Here is a 16,148-nt window from a genome sequence, read left to right as displayed (position 1 = left end):
TAACTTCGAACTGATCACGGAGGCAAGTTCGCCACGGCGAACTGACGCGATATCAGCCCTGCCCGAAGAGCTCCTCGCGATGCGTCCGCCAGCGCTCCATCATGGCCGCGACCTCACCCTCGATGAACTCGAAGAAGGCCAGCGTCTCGGCCATCCGGCGGCCCGCCGGGGTGTCGGGGCCGAGGCTGCTGACGCCCTCGCGCAGGGCGCCCTCCCAGCGCTTGATGATGGCCTCGCGGTTGGTCAGCGCCTCGTACCACTGGTCGCCGTGCACCCGGTAGCGCTCCCGGCGCGAGCCCGGCTCCCGCTCGCGCGAGACCATGTGCGTCTGGGCGAGGTAGCGCACCGCCCCGGAGACCGCGGCCGGGCTGATCCGCAACTGCTCACCCAGGTCGGCGGAGGTCATGGTGCCCTCGTCGGAGGAGAGGAGGGCCGCGAAGACCCGGGCCGGCATGCGCTGCATCCCGGCCTCGACGAGCTGGGCCGCGAAGCTCTCCACGAACTTCGAGACCGCCTCCTGATCACGCCCCGCCGCATCCGTCATGGTCACCACCCTAACCGGGCTTCATACGCTTCCTTAACTTCACAATTTTCTGAAAGAAGCGTACGTTCAGAACCATGACGAAGGCAATCACGGTCTCCGGGCTCCACAAGTCGTTCGGCTCCACCCACGCGCTCGACGGCCTCGACCTGGAGGTGACCACCGGCGAGGTGCACGGCTTCCTCGGCCCCAACGGCGCCGGGAAGTCCACCACCATCCGCGTCCTGCTCGGCCTGCTGCGCGCCGACTCCGGCGCCGCGCAGGTCCTCGGCCGCGACCCGTGGGCGGACGCCGTCGAGGTGCACCGCAGGATCGCCTACGTCCCGGGGGACGTGACGCTGTGGCGCAACCTCTCCGGCGGCGAGGTCATCGACCTCTACGGCCGACTGCGCGGCGGCCTCTCCGCCACCCGGCGTGCCGACCTGATCGAGCGCTTCGAGCTGGACCCGACCAAGAAGGGCCGCACCTACTCCAAGGGCAACCGGCAGAAGGTGGCCCTGGTCGCCGCGTTCGCCTCGGACGTGGACCTGCTGATCCTGGACGAGCCGACCTCGGGCCTCGACCCGCTGATGGAGGAGGTCTTCCAGCGCTGCGTCGAGGAGGAGCGCGAGCGCGGCCGTACGGTCCTGCTCTCCTCCCACATCCTCAGCGAGGTCGAGGAGTTGTGCGACCGGGTGAGCATCATCCGGAGCGGCCGTACGGTCGAGACGGGCTCGCTCGCCGATCTGCGCCACCTCACCCGCACCAGCGTCACGGCCGAACTGGCGGGCGCCCCCAACGGGTTGGCCGCACTGCCCGGCGTCCACGACCTCGACGTCCAGGGCCACCGGGTCCGGCTCCAGGTCGACACCGACCGACTCGACGCCGTACTGCGGTCGTTGACCGAGTCGGGCGTGCGCTCGCTGACGTCGACGCCGCCGACGCTGGAGGAGCTGTTCCTGCGCCACTACCAGGACGAGGAGGTGGCGTCATGACCTCGCTCGTGGGCACCGGTGTGCTGCTCCGCTTCAACCTGCGCCGCGACCGGCTGATGATCCCGGTGTGGGTGGCGGTGAACGCCCTGATGGTGCTGTCCATGCCGAACACCCTCAAGGGCCTGTACGGCACCGCCGCCGAGCGCACCGACCTGCTGGACCAGGTCGCCGCCAACTCCTCGCTGCGCGCGCTGATCGGCCCGGTCTTCGACGACTCCCTCGGCGCGCTCACCGCCTGGCGGGTCGGCGTCTACGCGGGCGCGCTCGCCGCCGTCACCGGTCTCCTCGTCGTCGTACGCCACACCCGGGACGAGGAGGAGAGCGGACGGCAGGAGCTGATCTCGTCGGGTGTGGTGGGGCGGCGGGCCTCACTGACGGCGGCGCTGCTGGCGGCGGCCGTCGCGAACGGCGTACTCGCACTGCTGGTGACGGCGGGGCTCGCGGCCCAAGGGGCCGTCGGCGCCCTGGCGTTCGGCCTGGGGCTGGCCGCCGTCGGCATGGTCTTCGCCACGATGGCGGCGATCGTCGCACAGCTCACGGAGAGCGCGCGGCTGACACGGGGGCTGACGGCCGGGCTGCTGGGCGCGGCCTTCGTGCTGCGGGCGGCGGGGGACTCGGTCTCGGTCTCCGGCGCGTCGGTGTGGTCGTGGCTGTCGCCGCTGGGCTGGCTGTCGCAGTTGCGCCCCTTCGCGGGCGAACGCTGGTGGGTGCTGCTGCTGTTCGCGGCGGCGATCGTGGGCCAGGGCGCGCTGGCGTACGTCCTCGCCGGGCGCCGGGACGTGGGCATGAGCTTCGTGCCGACCCGCCCGGGACCCGCGTCCGGCCGCCTGCGTACGGCGGGTGCGCTGGCCTGGCGGCTCCAGCGGGGCGGTGTGCTCGGCTGGTCGATCGGCTTCTTCCTGGCCGGGGTGGTCTACGGCGGCCTCACGGACGGCGTGGCCGACATCGTCGGCGACAACGAACAGGCCCGCGAGATCTTCGAGCGGATGGGCGGGCAGTCCGGCATCACGGACGCCTTCCTCGCCTCGATGACCGGGATGCTCGGCCTGATCGCCGCGCTGTACGTCGTCGCCTCGGTCCTGCGGCTGCACGGCGAGGAGACCTCGATGCGGGCGGAACCGGTGCTGGCCAACGCGGTCGGCCGGCTGCGCTGGGCCGCCGGCCACCTGACCATCGCGTTCGCCGGCTCCGCCCTGATCATGCTGCTCGCGGGCCTCGGCTTCGCGGTCGGCTACGGCAAGGAGACCGGCCCCGTCCTGGGCGGCTGCCTGGTCCAGCTCCCGGCGGTCTGGGTGATCGGCGGCCTGACGGTCCTCCTGTACGGCCTCTTCCCCCGGGTCGCTCCGCTGGCCTGGGCGCTCGCCGGAGCGGCCCTGCTGATCGGCTGGGTGGGCCCCGCCCTGAACGCACCCCGGTCCGTCCTGAACCTCTCCCCCTTCGGCCACCTCCCGAAGCTGCCGGGCGACGCGATGAACTGGCCACCGGTCCTGACACTGCTCGCACTCGCGGTGGTGCTGGTCGCCGGGGGGCTGGTGGGGTTGCGGCGCCGGGACATGACGACATGAACCGCGGACCGGTGGTGCTGGTCGCCGGGGGCTCGGCGAGCCCGACGGGACTGCGGCACCGGGGCCTGACCGCATGAACCCCGGACCGGCGGTACTGGTCGCCGCGGGCCCGACAGGACTGCTCCGCCGAGCCCCGACCGCATGAACCACTGACCGGAAAAGCCCGTCTCTCCCTGCATGAAGCGGAGCATGGACGGACTGACCTGCGCAGGCTGCGCGCTGTCGGCGGTGGGCGCGACCGCGGGCCCCGCGCTGTGGCTGGCCATGCCCCGCACCCAGCGCCACCTGGGCGGCGGCTTCGAGAACGAGGGCATGGACCTCACGGTCCTGTTCACGGAGCTGCCGTTGGTGGTACTGGGCGGGGCCTTTCTGCCGCTGCTGGTGTTCACGTTGCTGGTCCGGGCGGCGGGACGGCGGCGGGGGTGAACCGGCGGAGCCGCCCACGGATCACACGACTTCGACCCGCAGCCCCTCCAGCCCCCGGATCACGAAGTTCGGCTTGCGCCGCGGTTCCGTCGCCAGGGTGAGGGTCGGCGCCTTCTCCAGTACGGCGGTCATGGACGCGGCGAGTTCGATGCGGGCCAGGGGGGCGCCGATGCAGTAGTGGATGCCGGCGCTGAAGGAGATGTGCGGGTTGTCCGCGCGGGTGAGGTCGAGGCGCTCGGGGTCGCGGAACACCTCGGGGTCGTGGTTGGCGGAGCCGAAGAGCATGGCGATCTCGGCGCCCCTCGGGACGGTCGTGCCGTCGACCTCGATGTCGTCCAGGACCCAGCGCTCGAAGAGCTGGAGCGGGGTGTCGTAGCGCATGAGCTCCTCGACGGCCCGGGGGACGAGGGAGTGGTCGGCGCGCAGCGCGGCCAGCTGGTCCGGGTTGCGGAACAGGGCGTACCAGCCGTTGACCGTGGCGTTCACGGTGGCCTCGTGACCGGCGTTGAGCAGCAGCACGCAGGTGGAGATCATCTCCTGCTCGGTGAGCCGGTCCCCCTCGTCGTACGCGGCGATGAGCCCGGAGATCAGGTCGTCGCCGGGCTCCTTGCGCCGCTCGGCGATCAGCTCCAGCAGGTACGCGGAGAACTCGACCGACGCCCGCACCGCACGTTCCGCCACGTCCTGCGGCGGGTTCAGCTCGTACATCCCGCAGATGTCCGCCGACCAGGGCCGCAGCGGAGCCCGGTCCGCCTCCGGGATGCCCAGCATCTCGGCGATCACGGCGACGGGAAGCGGCTCGGCGACATCGGTGAGCAGATCGCCACCGCCCTCCGCCACGAGCCGGTCCACCAGCTCACCGGCCAGCCCGGTCACGTACGGCTTCAGCCGCTCGACCGTGCGCGGGGTGAACGCCTTCGACACCAGCCGCCTGATCCGGGTGTGGTCCGGCGGCTCCAGATCGAGCATCCCGTGGTCGTTGAGCGTGTGGAACGGCTCGTGCTCGGCCGGGGGCGCCGTACGCCCGAAGTCCTCGTGGGAGAAGCGGTGCTGGTAGGTCCGGCCGAGCCTGCGGTCCCTGAGCAGCGCGGAGACGTCCGCGTGGTGGGGGACGAGCCACTGGTCGGTCGGCTCGAAGTACTGCACACGGCCCTTGGCACGCAGCTCGGCGTAGGCGGGGTACGGGTCGGCGAGGAACGCCGGGTCCCAGGGATCGAAGGCTGCCATGCGGGGACGCTAGCCCGGGAGACCCGCCGCTGACCAGGGGGGACGCCTGCCGCCCCGCTGGGTAGGGTCGGGATGTGAACCGGGACACGGGCCTGCCGGACGAGGTGACCGAGGACGCGGCGGGGAGCGCTCCGTCGGCGCGGGCGGTCCGGACGCTGTGGTGCGGGTCGGCCGTCCTGGTGCTCGGCGTGCTCGGCACCTCGGTGATCACCGTCGGCGCGGGCCGGGGCTGGCGGCTCGCCGTGGCACTGGCCCTGGTCGCGGCGCAGGCCGGTGCCCTGCGGTGGGTACTGCGCCGGCCGCTCGCCGTACTGGGCGTGGGTGTGCTGACGGGTGTCGGGGTGTGGGCGCTGCTGCCCGCGGTGACGTTGACGGGGGCGCTGCTCGCGGCGCAGGTCGCCCTGTGCGTGCTGTCGGCCACGCGGTCGAGACGGGTCTCGGTGGTGGCCCTGGCGGGGATGTGCGCCCTGGCCGCGCTCGGGTTCGTCTCCGGCGGGCCGGGCGGCGTGGCGGTCTGTCTGCTGGCGGTGCTCCTGGCGTGGACCGCGGGACAGTGGCGCGCGGCGCAGCGGGCCCGGACGGCGGCGGAGACCCGGCGGGCGGTCGCGGAGGAACGCGCCCGGATCGCCCGCGAGGTGCACGACGTGGTGGCCCACACGCTGTCCGTGATGATCATCCAGGCGGCCGCCGCCGAGGACGTCTTCACCGCGCGACCCGACCAGGCCCGCCGGTCGTTGCGGGCCATCGAGAGCGCGGGGCGGTCCGCACTGGACGAACTCCGGCTGCTGCTGCGGGCGTTCCGCCCCGAGGACGCGGAGGGCCCGGACCAGGCGGGACCCGCCCCGCGGCCGGGTCTGGCCCGGCTGGACGAACTGGCCGACGCCGTACGCGCGGCCGGGGTCGCCGTCCGCCTCCACCGTGACGGCGTACCGGCCGACGGGCTGCCGGCGGCGGTGGACCTGGCGGCGTACCGGATCGTCCAGGAGGCCCTGACCAACACGCTGCGGCACGCCGTCGGCGCCGACGAGGTACGCCTGTCGGTGACGGCCGACGGGGACCGGATCCGGATCGTCGTGGCCGACAACGGCCGTACCCCACCGGCCCGTTCCGCCGGAGCGGGCGCGGGGCGCGGCCTGGCGGGCATGCGGGAGCGGGTCCGGATGCTGGGCGGCGGCCGTCGCGCGGGGCGCGCGGCCGGGGGCGGGTTCGCGGTGGAGGCGGAGCTGCCGAGAGAGTATGAGTCGTGACCCTTCGCGTGGTGGTGGCCGACGACCAGGTCCTGGTGCGTACCGGCTTCCGGATGATCATCGACGCCCGGGAGGACCTGGAGGTGATCGGCGAGGCGTCCGACGGCCAGGAGGCCGTGCGGCTGACGCGGGCGGCCCGGCCGGACGTGGTGCTGATGGACGTACGGATGCCCGTGCTGGACGGCATCGAGGCGACCCGGCGGATCGTCGACTGCGGCAGCCCGGCCCGGGTGCTCGTGCTGACCACCTGGGATCTGGACGCGCATGTGGTCGCCGCGCTGCGTGCCGGGGCCAGCGGGTTCCTGCTGAAGGACATCCGGCCCGCCGAACTCGTGGACGCCATCCGCCTCACCGCCCGCGGGGACGCGCTGCTGGCACCGTCGGTGACCCGCCGCGTCCTGGACCGGTTCCTGCGCACCGCGCCCGACCTGCCGCCGCCCGCCGGCCTGGAGGGCCTGACCGGCCGGGAACGCGAGGTCCTCGTCCTGATCGGACAGGCGCTGTCGAACGCAGAGATCGCCGGACGCCTGGGCCTGTCCGAGGCCACCGTCAAGAACCACGTCACCGCCGTGCTGCGCAAACTGGGCCTCCGGGACCGGGTGCAGGCCGTGGTCGCCGCCTACGACCACGGTCTCGTACGGCCGCGCCACCCCTGAGCGCCGCTCGGCAACCGCTCCTCCTTGAGGAGGAGAGACCGCGCCGCTCCTCCTGGGCTCCCAGACCGGATCCGTCCGCGCGGCCGATCTCCGGGCGCGGTACCCGGCCGTAGCGTCGTCACCATGACCGCATCGCTCCACCACCGCATGTATCTGCTCGCCCATGACGAGCAGGCCCGGGGGCCCTACGACCGCTCCCGGACCGGGCTGCTCGTGCGGGCCGCCGCCCTGGCCGAACTCGCGCTGCGCGGGCGGCTGACCGAGACCGGCGGCGGGAGCGTCACGGTGGCCGGGACGGGATCGACGGGGGATCCCGTGCTGGACGAGGTGCTGCGCCAGGCGCCGGGGCACGGCTGGAAACAGCTGGTCAGGCGGGATCGCGGGCAGACCCTGGCGGCCGTGGAGGACCGGCTGGCCGCACAGGGGCTGCTCACCGTCGAGGCGTCCCGGCTCCGCCGGGGTGGCCGACGGGTGACGGTGTCCGACCCGGCCGTGCTCCGGGCGGAGCGCGAGCGGATGGCGGCCGTCCTGCACGGTGCCACACCCGTCGCCGACATCCCCGCCGCCGACGCCGCCCTGTCGGCGCTGGCCGCCGCCGGCAAGGTCCGGTCGGTCGTCTCACGGCAGGACGCCCGCGCGCTACGGGACCGCATCGACGCCTGCACCGGCCGACTCGGCACCCTCGCCCCCGGCCTGGAGCAGGCCGTACGCGATCTGCCCACCACCATGATCGCCGCCCAGGGCGGGATGGGCGGCAGCTGAACGCGGCCGTGACGACTGGGAGTTCATGCAGGAGAGGGCTTCCCTGAAGCGGGGCGCCCATGGAACGGAGGGCTTCTTCGAGGGGAGCTCCGTGGAACGGGGGCCTCCTTGAAGGGGAGCCCATGGGACGGAGAGCTTCCTTGAGGGGGAGCCCCATGGAACGGAGAGCTTCTTCGAGGGGGAGCCCCATGGAACGGGGGAACCGCATGAGCACACGCCGTGTCCTGACCACCCTGGCCTGCGCCCTGACCGCCGTGCTCGCCACGGCCGGGCCCGCACTGCCGGTACCGCGGACGGCCCGGCCCGCCGCACCCGCCGTCGGCACGACGGTCCGCACCCACGACGGCCCGGTGCGGGGTGTCGCCCACGACGGCTACCGCACCTTCGACGGCATCCCCTACGCGGCGCCCCCGGTCGGCCCTCTGCGCTGGACGCCACCCCGCCCCGCGAAACCCTGGACCGAGACCCGGGACGCGACCCGCCCCGCGAGCGCCTGCCCCCAGCCGGCCGGCGAGGTGCCCGGCGGCAGCACCGACGAGGACTGTCTGTACCTGAACGTCACCACCCCGGCCACCGACCCACGGCACCCCCGGCCGGTGATCGTCTGGCTGCACGGCGGCGGCTTCACCACCGGCGCGGGCAGCTCCTACGACGCCCACCGCATGGCCACCCGAGGCGACGCCGTGGTCGTCACGGTCAACTACCGCCTCGGCGCCCTCGGTTTCCTCGCCCACGCCGGCCTGCCCGGCTCCGGCACCTTCGGCCTGGCCGACCAGCAGGCGGCGCTTCGCTGGGTGCGGGCCGGCATCGGCGCCTTCGGCGGTGACCCGCACAACGTCACCCTGGCCGGCGAGTCGGCCGGCGGCTACAGCGTCTGCGCCCAGCTCGCCTCCCCCGCCGCCGCGGGGCTCTTCGACCGGGCGATCATCCAGAGCGGTCCGTGCCCCGGCCGCCCGGACCGGCCGTTCGCCCCCTCCGCCACCTCCCTGTCCACAGCACGGGAGACCGGCGCGCGGTTCGCGGCCGAGGCCGGCTGCTCCGCCGCCCGGGACGTCCTCGCCTGTCTACGCGGGACGAAGGTCTCCCGCCTGCTGGCCGTACAGGACACCGACCAACAGCCCGCCTACGACACTCCGTTGCTGCCCCTCGACCCCGGGGCGGCCCTCGCCGCCGGACGCTTCCGCCATATCCCCGTCCTCATCGGCGGCAACCACGACGAGGGCAACGGCTGGGCCGCCGGCATCATCCAGGCCGGCAATCCCGTGACCCCCGAGACCTGGCCGGACGTCGTGGCCGCCTTCTTCCCCGACCCGGCTCACACGAGGGCGATCGTCCACGCGTACCCGGTCACCTCGTCGAACGGCGGCCCGGTGTTCGGCGCGGTCATCGGAGACGCGAACTTCGCCTGTCCCACACTGCGCACCGGCGACCTCCTGACCGGCCAAGTCCCCCTATGGCGCTACGAGTTCGCCGACGAACACGCCCCACCGCTCACCCCGGGCACCCCACCCTTCCCGCTCGGCGCACCCCACGCCGCCGAACTCCCCTACCTGTTCGACCTGGGTGGCCGTCCCCGCACGATGACCGAGGCCCAACACCGCTTGGCCGACACGATGATCGACTACTGGACCGGCTTCGCCCGCACCGGCGACCCCAACCGGATCAGCGGGATCAGCGGGACCGGCGGGGTCAGCGGGACCGGCGCCCCGCGCTGGCCGCGCCGGACGGTGCAGTCCCTGGCACCGGACCGCATCGGCCCGACCCGTACGGCGGCGGCTCGGCACCACTGCGGCTTCTGGAACACCCTGCCCTGACGCCACCCCGCGCAGAGGGCCCCACCCCCGCCGCCCTACCCGGGTGTCACCAGCCGGGCCTCGTACGCGAACACCGCCGCCTGTGTCCGGTCCCTCAGCCCCAGCTTCACCAGGATGCGGCTGACGTGGGTCTTGATGGTGGACTCGGCCACCACCAGGCGCTCGGCCATCTCGGAGTTCGAGAGGCCGTGCGCGATGAGGACGAGAACCTCTGTCTCACGGTCGGTGAGGTCGCCGTAGGACGCCTGGGCCGAGGGCAGGAGGCGGGGGATCTCGGAGAGTTTGGAGAACTCCGTGATCAGGCGTTTGGTGACGGAGGGGGCGAGAAGAGCCTCGCCGGAGGCCACCACCCTTACGCCGTCGGCCAGTTGGCGGGCGGAGGCGTCCTTCAGGAGGAAGCCCGAGGCGCCGGCGCGCAGTGCCTGGTAGACGTACTCGTCGAGGTCGAAGGTGGTCAGCACCAGGACCTTGGAGGTGCCGTCGGACGCGACGATCTCCCTGGTCGCCTCGATGCCGTTCAGCTCGGGCATCCGGATGTCCATCAGGACGACGTCGGGGGCGAGCTCACGGACCCGGTCCACCGCCTCACGGCCGTTGACCGCCTCGCCGACCACCTCGATGTCCGGCATCGCGTTGAGCAGTACCGAGAAGCCCTCGCGGACCATCATCTGGTCGTCCGCGACCAGCACACGGATCGTCATACGTCGTCCTCGTCCATGCGCGGCACCGGCAGGAACACCGTCACCTCGTACCCTCCCTCGTCCGTCGGGCCCGCTGTCATCTCGCCGTTCAGCATGGAGACCCGCTCCCGCATGCCGGTGATGCCGTGTCCCGCTCCGGGCGAGGGCTTCACCAGCGACGGCTGGGGCAGCGGGCCGTTGACCACGCGCAGGCCCAGGCCGCCCAGGACGTACCCGACCTCGACCCGCGCGCTCGCCCCGGGGGCGTGGCGCAGGGTGTTGCTCAGTGCCTCCTGCACGATCCGGTACGCCGACAGCTCGACGCCCTGCGGGAGTTCGCGCACCGCTCCGGTGACCGCCTTCTCGACGTCGAGGCCCGCCTCCCGCACATTGGCGAGCAGGGCGTCCAGATCGGCGAGGGTGGGCTGCGGGGCGTCCGGCGCCTCGTAGTCCTCGGCGCGCACCACGCCCAGGACCCGGCGCAGCTCGGTGAGGGCCGCCACCGCGTTCTCCCGGATGGTGGCGAACGCCTTCTCCAGCTCCGGCGGCGGGTTCTCCACCCGGTAGGGCGCGGCCTCCGCCTGGATGGCGACGACCGACATGTGGTGGGCGACCACGTCGTGCAGCTCACGGGCGATGGTCGTGCGCTCCTCCAGCAGGGTGCGGCGGGAGCGCTCGTGGGCGGTCACCGTCTGCTGGGCGGTCACCGTCTGCGCGGCGTCCCGGCGTATGTGCCACACGCTCACGACGAGCAGGGCCAGGGCGGAGACGAACAGCATCTCCACGGTGTTGGAGCGGTCGTAGTGGCTGTCGCCGAGGGTGCCCTGCCATATCAGGCCGTAGGCCCCGGTCAGCAACCACATCCAGGCAGCCGTACGCGGCCTGGTGCGCACGGCCACCACGGTGAGCACGACGAGGTGGCAGGCGAAGCCGCCCGGCAGCCATGGCCAGTTCTGCTGCCAGGCGTTGACGGACGCCACCGGATAGGTGATCAGGGTCGCGGCCAACGACAGCCAGAAGGCCATGACCGGCCGCACCGTGGTCAGCAGGATCGGGGCCAGGGCGAACAGACCGACGAAGAGGTTTGTGGTCGTGCCCTGGTGGCTGGTGTCCGCGCCGATGATCATGGCGAGCAGGCCGACCGCGGTGATCAGCGCATGGGGTGTCCAGATCGCGTACTCCCGCAGCCGGCCGGACGGGAGGCGGGAAAGCCCCTTGTCGACGCGCAGGGGAGGCAGCGGCCGGTAGGCGAAGGCGTCACTGATCAGGTCGTGCCGCAGGCCGCGCAGGGCGTCCACGGCGGCCCGGAACTCCGGGCTGCGCGGCTTGTACGCGTCGTACCCTCCGCTGCCGCCCCGCAGAGGTGTCGTGTGCGTCTCGGTCGTATTGGTCACGATGAAAACGGTAGGCGGGGGCGGGGGTCCCCGTCGTCACCAGTGAGAGGGGTCCTTCGGCATCCCTCTCAGGTACTACTGGTCCGGGCAGGGACGAGGTCAGTAGCCCGAGGGCCGCACCAGCCCCGACTCGTACGCGAACACCGCCGCCTGCGTCCGGTCCCTCAGCCCCAGCTTCACCAGGATGCGGCCGACGTGGGTCTTCACCGTCTGCTCGGCCACCACGAGGCGCTCGGCGATCTCCGCGTTCGACAGGCCCTGCGCGATGAGCGCGAGGACCTCCGTCTCCCGCTCGGTCAGCTCGCCGACCCGGCGCCTGAGCGGGGCCCGGGGGCGGTCGTCGAGACGGGAGAACTCGGCGATCAGCCGCCGGGTGATCCCGGGCGCGAGCAGCGCGTCCCCGGCCGCCACCACCCGCACCGCCTCGGCGAGCTGCTCCGCGGAGGCGTCCTTGAGCAGGAACCCGGAGGCACCGGCCCGCAGCGCCTCGTACACGTACTCGTCGAGGTCGAAGGTCGTCAGCACCAGCACCCTGATCTCCGGGCGCTCGCCGGTGATCCTGCGGGTGGCCTCGATGCCGCCCAGCTCGGGCATCCGGATGTCCATCAGGACGACGTCCGGCACCAGTTCGGCGACCTTGGCGACGGCGTCCAGACCGTCGACCGCCTGCCCGACCACGTCGATCCCGGGCTGCGCGCCCAGCAGCACGCTGAAGCCCTGCCGGACCATCTGCTGGTCGTCGGCGATCAGGACGCGGATGTCGGCGCCGGGGGCGCGCCCGCCGCCCATGCCGTTCGTGCCGCTCTCACCGTTCGTGCCGCTCGTGCCGCTCGTCATGCGGTGTCGTCCTTCGGGTCGTCGGGCGGGGCGGAGGTGGCGGTGGGGGCCGCGGCCTGGTCGGCCGGGACCGGTGCCTCGGCGGCCCCGGATTCCGGAGCCCCGGTCTCGTCGTCCGGAGACACCGGAAGGTAGGCGTACACCCTGTAGCCCCCGTCCCGGTCGGGCCCCGCCCGCAGTGTGCCGTTGAGCATTGTGGCGCGTTCCCGCATGCCGAGGAGACCGTGGCCGGCGCCGTGGGAGGGCGGTGCGGGTCTCGTCGGGTGGGTGTTGGTGACCTCCACGACCACGCCGTTGGGGAGGTAGGCGATGTGGACGTGGGCCTGTGCGCCCGGTGCGTGCCGCAGGACGTTGCTGAGGGCCTCCTGCGCGATGCGGTACGCCGACAGTTCCACGCCCGACGGCAGCGACCACCGCTCGCCGCTGACCCGGAGCGTCACGGTCGCGCCCGCGGCCCGGGTGTTCTCCACCAGCGCGTCGATCCGGTCGAGGGTGGGCTGCGGGGCGTGCGGCGCGGTACCGGTGCCGGGGTCGGCGCCCTGCTCGGGGGCGTCGGGGTGCTCGGCGCGCAGCACGCCCAGGACCCGGCGCAGCTCGGTCAGCGCCTCCAGCGCGTTCTGCCGGATGCCCGCGAGGTTCTCCTGGAGCTCCTCGGACGGGTTCTCCACGAGGTGCGGGGCGACCTGTGCCTGGATCGAGATGACGGACATGTGATGGGCGACCACGTCGTGCAGCTCGCGCGCGATCCGGCTGCGCTCCTCCAGCAGAGTGCGCCGGGCCCGCTCCTCCGTGGTGAGCGTGGTCTGCCGGTCGAGCTCGGTGCGGGCCTCGCGGCGCCCGCGCAGCGCCATGCCGAGCACCACGGTGATCGCGGAGAGGCAGACCGCTATCACGCCGGTGGGCTGGTAGTTCGCCGCACCCCACAGGCCTTGCAGGACGTATGTGACCAGGGCGGTGCCGGCCAGCACCTCGGCGGAGACCCGGGTGGGCACCCGCAGTCCGACCAGCAGCAGCACGAAGAGGTGGGCGATGATCCCGGCCACGGTCCAGGGCCAGGTGAAGGTGACGCCGTGTTCCATGCTCAGCCGGCCGTGCAGCGCGACCGCCCCCACCACGGTGGCCGCGAGCGACAGCCACCACGCCGGGATGGGCCGCCACAGCGCGAGCACCGCGGCACCGCCCTGCGCGACGCCGATCGGGAAGGCGAACGCGAACCCCAGATAACCGTTGTCCTGGAGCTGGGCCATGTCGCCGAGCGCGATGCCCAGCGCCGCCAGGCACACCACGCCGTGCGGCAGCCAGCGCAGCCAGACCGACGGGGGCAGCGGGTCGGCCCGCAGCGTCCACAGGTCCTGCCGCAGAAGGCGCAGCCGGCGCCGCACGCTCCCCACGACCAGCTGCCGGGTCCCCGTCTCCGTCACGCCGACCACCCTAGGCACGACGCCCCGCCTTCGCCGCCGTCCGGTCCGCCCCGCGATGGACGCGGATCACCCTCGACGGACGGCCCCCGGCCCTGCGCGGCCCCTGCTCGTAGGACCGGAAGGCGGCCCAGCAGACCGTCAGGACGAGAGCGAAGACCGGCAGCCAGGCCAGCCGGGCCGCCACCCAGCCCAGTCCGTCGGGGACGGTGTGCAGACCGGGGAGCCGGCCCAGGGCGAGACCGGTGGCCGTGGTGGCCATCAGCGCCGTCTGGTGCCAGAGGAAGACGGTCATCGCGGACAGGTTGACCAGCGCCACCCCCGCCCACGGCAGCGGGCGTCGCATGGCCCCGCGCAGCCGGTCGCGCAGCAGCAGGGCGAGACCGCACTGGGCGAGGCCGAAGGTGACGGCGGCCAGGGTCGGCGGGTTCAGGTTGGAGACCTGGGCACCGGGCACCCCGACCATGGACGCCGGATAGCCCGCCAGCACGATCAGCCCGGCGGTCGTCACCACCCCGCCCCCGAACAGCAGCCACCCCACGCGCCGCCCCTCCAGCTCGCCCCGCGTCCAGGCCGCGCCCAGGGTGTACGGCACCAGCCAGCCGGCCGCCAGGTTCACCCAGCCGAGCCAGTCCGGGCCGCCGAGACCGAAGCGCACCAGGTCCACGTGGAGGACGACGGCCAGCGGCCACAGCGGGTGCAGGCGCAGCAGCAGCGGGGTCGCCGCCGTCAGGGCGCCGAACACCAGCAGGAACCACAGCGGGGACAGCGCGAGCTTGACCAGCGTGTGGACGGTGGCGGACCCCGCGCCCGTCAGCAGCAGGGCCGTCGCGGTCACCGTCCACAGCACGAGGACGGCGGCGACCGGCTTGAACAGCCGCGCGAGACGGCTCCTCAGCCACTGTCCGTACGTCGTCCCGCGGGCCCGCGCCGATCTGTAGCCGCGGGTCGCCACATGGCCGCCCACCAGGAAGAACACCGCCAGGGTCTGAAACGCCCAGGAGATCGGGGCCAGCCACGGCATGTGCCCCAGCGGGCTCGCGGTGCGCAGTGTGCCGCCGTCGACCACCAGGGCCGTCACCAGCCAGTGGCCGAGGACGACACCGAGGATCGCGAAGGCGCGCAGGGCGTCGACCGCGCGGTCCCGGTCGGGAGGTGTCGCCGCGTCGACACGGGCGGCGGCTCGGCGTATGCGGATCAGGCCCCCGCGTATGCCGTCACGTCGGCCGTCCGAAGAGTGCGGGGAGTACTGGGAGTGCAGGGAGTCCTGGGTGTCAGGCACGGCTCACCTCCGCGGTGTCTCCGAGGACGATCCGGGCGAGGTTGGCCAGGGAGACCGAGCCCGGGGTGAAGTAGTCGCTGTGGCCGCCCGCGCCCGCGGCGAAGACATGGGCGCCGAAGGCCGGGGAGACCGGGTCGGTGCCGAAGCCGACGCGCACGCCGAAGAGGTCGGTCCTGATGTGCGGGACCTCGCCGATCCAGTCGTCCTTGCCCCTCGCCGCCCAGACCCGGGCACGGGTGTGCAGGGCGGCGGCGGTGCCGGAACCGGTGCCGGGGCTGCCGACGAGCGCCAGGTCGTCGATGTCCAGGTGGGCGGCGGCCCGGGCGCAGACCACCGTGCCGTAGGAGTGGCACACGAGGGAGACGGTGGTGTGCCGGCCGACGACGCCGTGCAGTCGTCGTATGAACTCGCGCAGGTCGGGGGCGGCTTCGTCGGCCCGGCCCGTGGTGAGGACCGTGGTGCTGACCGTGTCCGGGGTGCGGTAGCCGAGCCAGGCGATCACCGCGCTGCGGGTGCCCTCGGGGGCGGTGCCGGTCAGCCGGCGGTACAGGGCATCCGCGGTCGCCCGGAAGCGCGGGTAGGTGTCCAGCGAGGTGTCGGAGCCGGGGACCAGGACGGCCACGTGGTCGGCGCGGGCGAGGTCGCCGAAGACCTCTGCCGCCTTTCCGTTGCCCCGGCCGTCGAAGGCGAGGAGGTGACGGGTGGGGGCGGCCATCTCCCGGTCCGCCGCGGCACGGTGCGTGTCGCCGTGGGCCCGTGCCGTACGGGCGGCCTGTGCGGCGTTGGCGCTGTTGGCGGCGTAGATCCGGTCGAGGGTGGCCACGGTGGGCCGCGGGAGGTTCGCGGGCGGCGGGGAGGGGATCTCCGGGCGGGTGGCCGCGGAGAGGGGGACCACCACCGCGGCGGTGATGAGAGCGGCGAGGAGACCCCGGCGCCATCTGCGGATACGGCGACCTGAGCGCGAGGCGGACTTCGACGGTCCACGCCGGTCGCCGTGCGAGGTGGGTTCCGCCGAGCCCCGCCGGTCGCCCTGCGAGGTGAGTTCCGCCGACCCACGCCGGTCGCCGGACGCACCACCAGCCACGGCCACGGACCCACGCGGGTCACCAGCCGCACCGCCACCCACGGCCACGGACCCACGCGAGCCACCGAAGTCACCGTGCTCATCGGCCCGCCCCGGCCGCCACCGCCAACCCCTCCAGCTGCTCCCCACGTCCCCGTCCCTTCCAGTGCGCCCGGTCATCGGGCTTGTCTGGATGGGAAGTTACGGAGCGGGAGGCATCGTCCGCGTCCCGCCAGGGAGCTCTTCCGAGTCGTAGCTCTCA

General features: G+C 73.4%; 15 protein-coding genes. 7 read left to right on the top strand and 8 right to left on the bottom strand.

Features of this window, described 5'->3' with window-relative positions:
• Window positions 1-52 precede the first annotated feature (52 nt).
• Entirely contained in the window at window positions 53-544 is a 492-nt protein-coding gene (locus tag G3I78_RS15640) for a MarR family transcriptional regulator (protein WP_164424728.1), read from the bottom strand.
• Window positions 545-618: 74 nt separating this feature from the next.
• On the opposite strand from G3I78_RS15640, the gene G3I78_RS15635 reads away from it, so the two are divergent.
• The 3 genes from G3I78_RS15635 (at window position 619) to G3I78_RS15625 (ending at window position 3,506) form a co-directional block, all read left to right on the top strand.
• Complete coding sequence (locus G3I78_RS15635) at window positions 619-1,515, top strand: ABC transporter ATP-binding protein (protein WP_164424726.1); 897 nt, start codon at window positions 619-621, stop codon at window positions 1,513-1,515.
• On the top strand, window positions 1,512-3,080 hold the full coding sequence (locus tag G3I78_RS15630) for an ABC transporter permease (protein WP_164424724.1): 1,569 nt from the start codon (window positions 1,512-1,514) through the stop codon (window positions 3,078-3,080). Before G3I78_RS15635 ends, G3I78_RS15630 begins: the two co-directional genes overlap by 4 nt.
• Before the next feature lie 189 nt (window positions 3,081-3,269).
• A complete protein-coding gene (locus tag G3I78_RS15625) occupies window positions 3,270-3,506 on the top strand; it encodes a hypothetical protein (RefSeq protein ID WP_239157833.1) in 237 nt (78 codons plus the stop codon).
• 21 nt (window positions 3,507-3,527) lie between these two features.
• Here the strand turns inward: G3I78_RS15625 and G3I78_RS15620 are convergent, their stop codons facing one another.
• Window positions 3,528-4,733: a cytochrome P450 gene (locus G3I78_RS15620; RefSeq protein ID WP_164424720.1), complete on the bottom strand. Its 1,206-nt coding sequence runs from the start codon at window positions 4,731-4,733 to the stop codon at window positions 3,528-3,530.
• A gap of 74 nt (window positions 4,734-4,807) precedes the next feature.
• Here G3I78_RS15620 and G3I78_RS15615 point away from each other — a divergent pair, with 74 nt between their 5' ends.
• The 4 genes from G3I78_RS15615 to G3I78_RS15600 all read left to right on the top strand — a co-directional run bounded on the left by G3I78_RS15615 (window position 4,808) and on the right by G3I78_RS15600 (window position 9,212).
• Window positions 4,808-5,980, top strand: coding sequence for a histidine kinase (locus tag G3I78_RS15615; protein ID WP_343243766.1), 1,173 nt, complete (start codon window positions 4,808-4,810; stop codon window positions 5,978-5,980).
• Window positions 5,977-6,636, top strand: a complete 660-nt coding sequence (locus G3I78_RS15610; RefSeq protein ID WP_164424718.1) for a response regulator transcription factor — start codon at window positions 5,977-5,979, stop codon at window positions 6,634-6,636. The genes G3I78_RS15615 and G3I78_RS15610 overlap by 4 nt, the downstream gene beginning before the upstream one ends.
• A gap of 123 nt (window positions 6,637-6,759) precedes the next feature.
• The gene (locus tag G3I78_RS15605) at window positions 6,760-7,398 is read left to right on the top strand and encodes a GPP34 family phosphoprotein (protein ID WP_164424716.1); all 639 of its coding nucleotides are present in this window, start codon (window positions 6,760-6,762) and stop codon (window positions 7,396-7,398) included.
• A gap of 206 nt (window positions 7,399-7,604) precedes the next feature.
• A complete protein-coding gene (locus tag G3I78_RS15600) occupies window positions 7,605-9,212 on the top strand; it encodes a carboxylesterase family protein (RefSeq protein WP_164424714.1) in 1,608 nt (535 codons plus the stop codon).
• A 35-nt stretch (window positions 9,213-9,247) separates the two neighbouring features.
• On the opposite strand, the gene G3I78_RS15595 is transcribed toward G3I78_RS15600, so the two are convergent.
• From G3I78_RS15595 to G3I78_RS15570, 6 genes are all read right to left on the bottom strand, one after another.
• The gene (locus G3I78_RS15595) at window positions 9,248-9,913 is read right to left on the bottom strand and encodes a response regulator transcription factor (protein ID WP_164424712.1); all 666 of its coding nucleotides are present in this window, start codon (window positions 9,911-9,913) and stop codon (window positions 9,248-9,250) included.
• Window positions 9,910-11,286 (bottom strand): histidine kinase, encoded by a 1,377-nt coding sequence (locus G3I78_RS15590; protein ID WP_164424710.1) that lies wholly within the window; start codon window positions 11,284-11,286, stop codon window positions 9,910-9,912. Before G3I78_RS15590 ends, G3I78_RS15595 begins: the two co-directional genes overlap by 4 nt.
• Before the next feature lie 99 nt (window positions 11,287-11,385).
• Window positions 11,386-12,075 (bottom strand): response regulator transcription factor, encoded by a 690-nt coding sequence (locus G3I78_RS15585; protein WP_164425293.1) that lies wholly within the window; start codon window positions 12,073-12,075, stop codon window positions 11,386-11,388.
• Between the two features lie 44 nt (window positions 12,076-12,119).
• Window positions 12,120-13,544: a sensor histidine kinase gene (locus G3I78_RS15580; protein ID WP_343243765.1), complete on the bottom strand. Its 1,425-nt coding sequence runs from the start codon at window positions 13,542-13,544 to the stop codon at window positions 12,120-12,122.
• A gap of 10 nt (window positions 13,545-13,554) precedes the next feature.
• On the bottom strand, window positions 13,555-14,733 hold the full coding sequence (locus tag G3I78_RS15575; protein ID WP_164425291.1) for an acyltransferase: 1,179 nt from the start codon (window positions 14,731-14,733) through the stop codon (window positions 13,555-13,557).
• Between the two features lie 82 nt (window positions 14,734-14,815).
• On the bottom strand, window positions 14,816-15,769 hold the full coding sequence (locus tag G3I78_RS15570) for an alpha/beta hydrolase (RefSeq protein ID WP_343243778.1): 954 nt from the start codon (window positions 15,767-15,769) through the stop codon (window positions 14,816-14,818).
• Window positions 15,770-16,148 lie beyond the last annotated feature (379 nt).

Source organism: Streptomyces sp. SID13726 (genome assembly GCF_010548375.1).
In the GTDB taxonomy this organism is placed as follows: domain Bacteria; phylum Actinomycetota; class Actinomycetes; order Streptomycetales; family Streptomycetaceae; genus Streptomyces.
This window is presented reverse-complemented; position numbering and strand designations above follow the sequence as displayed.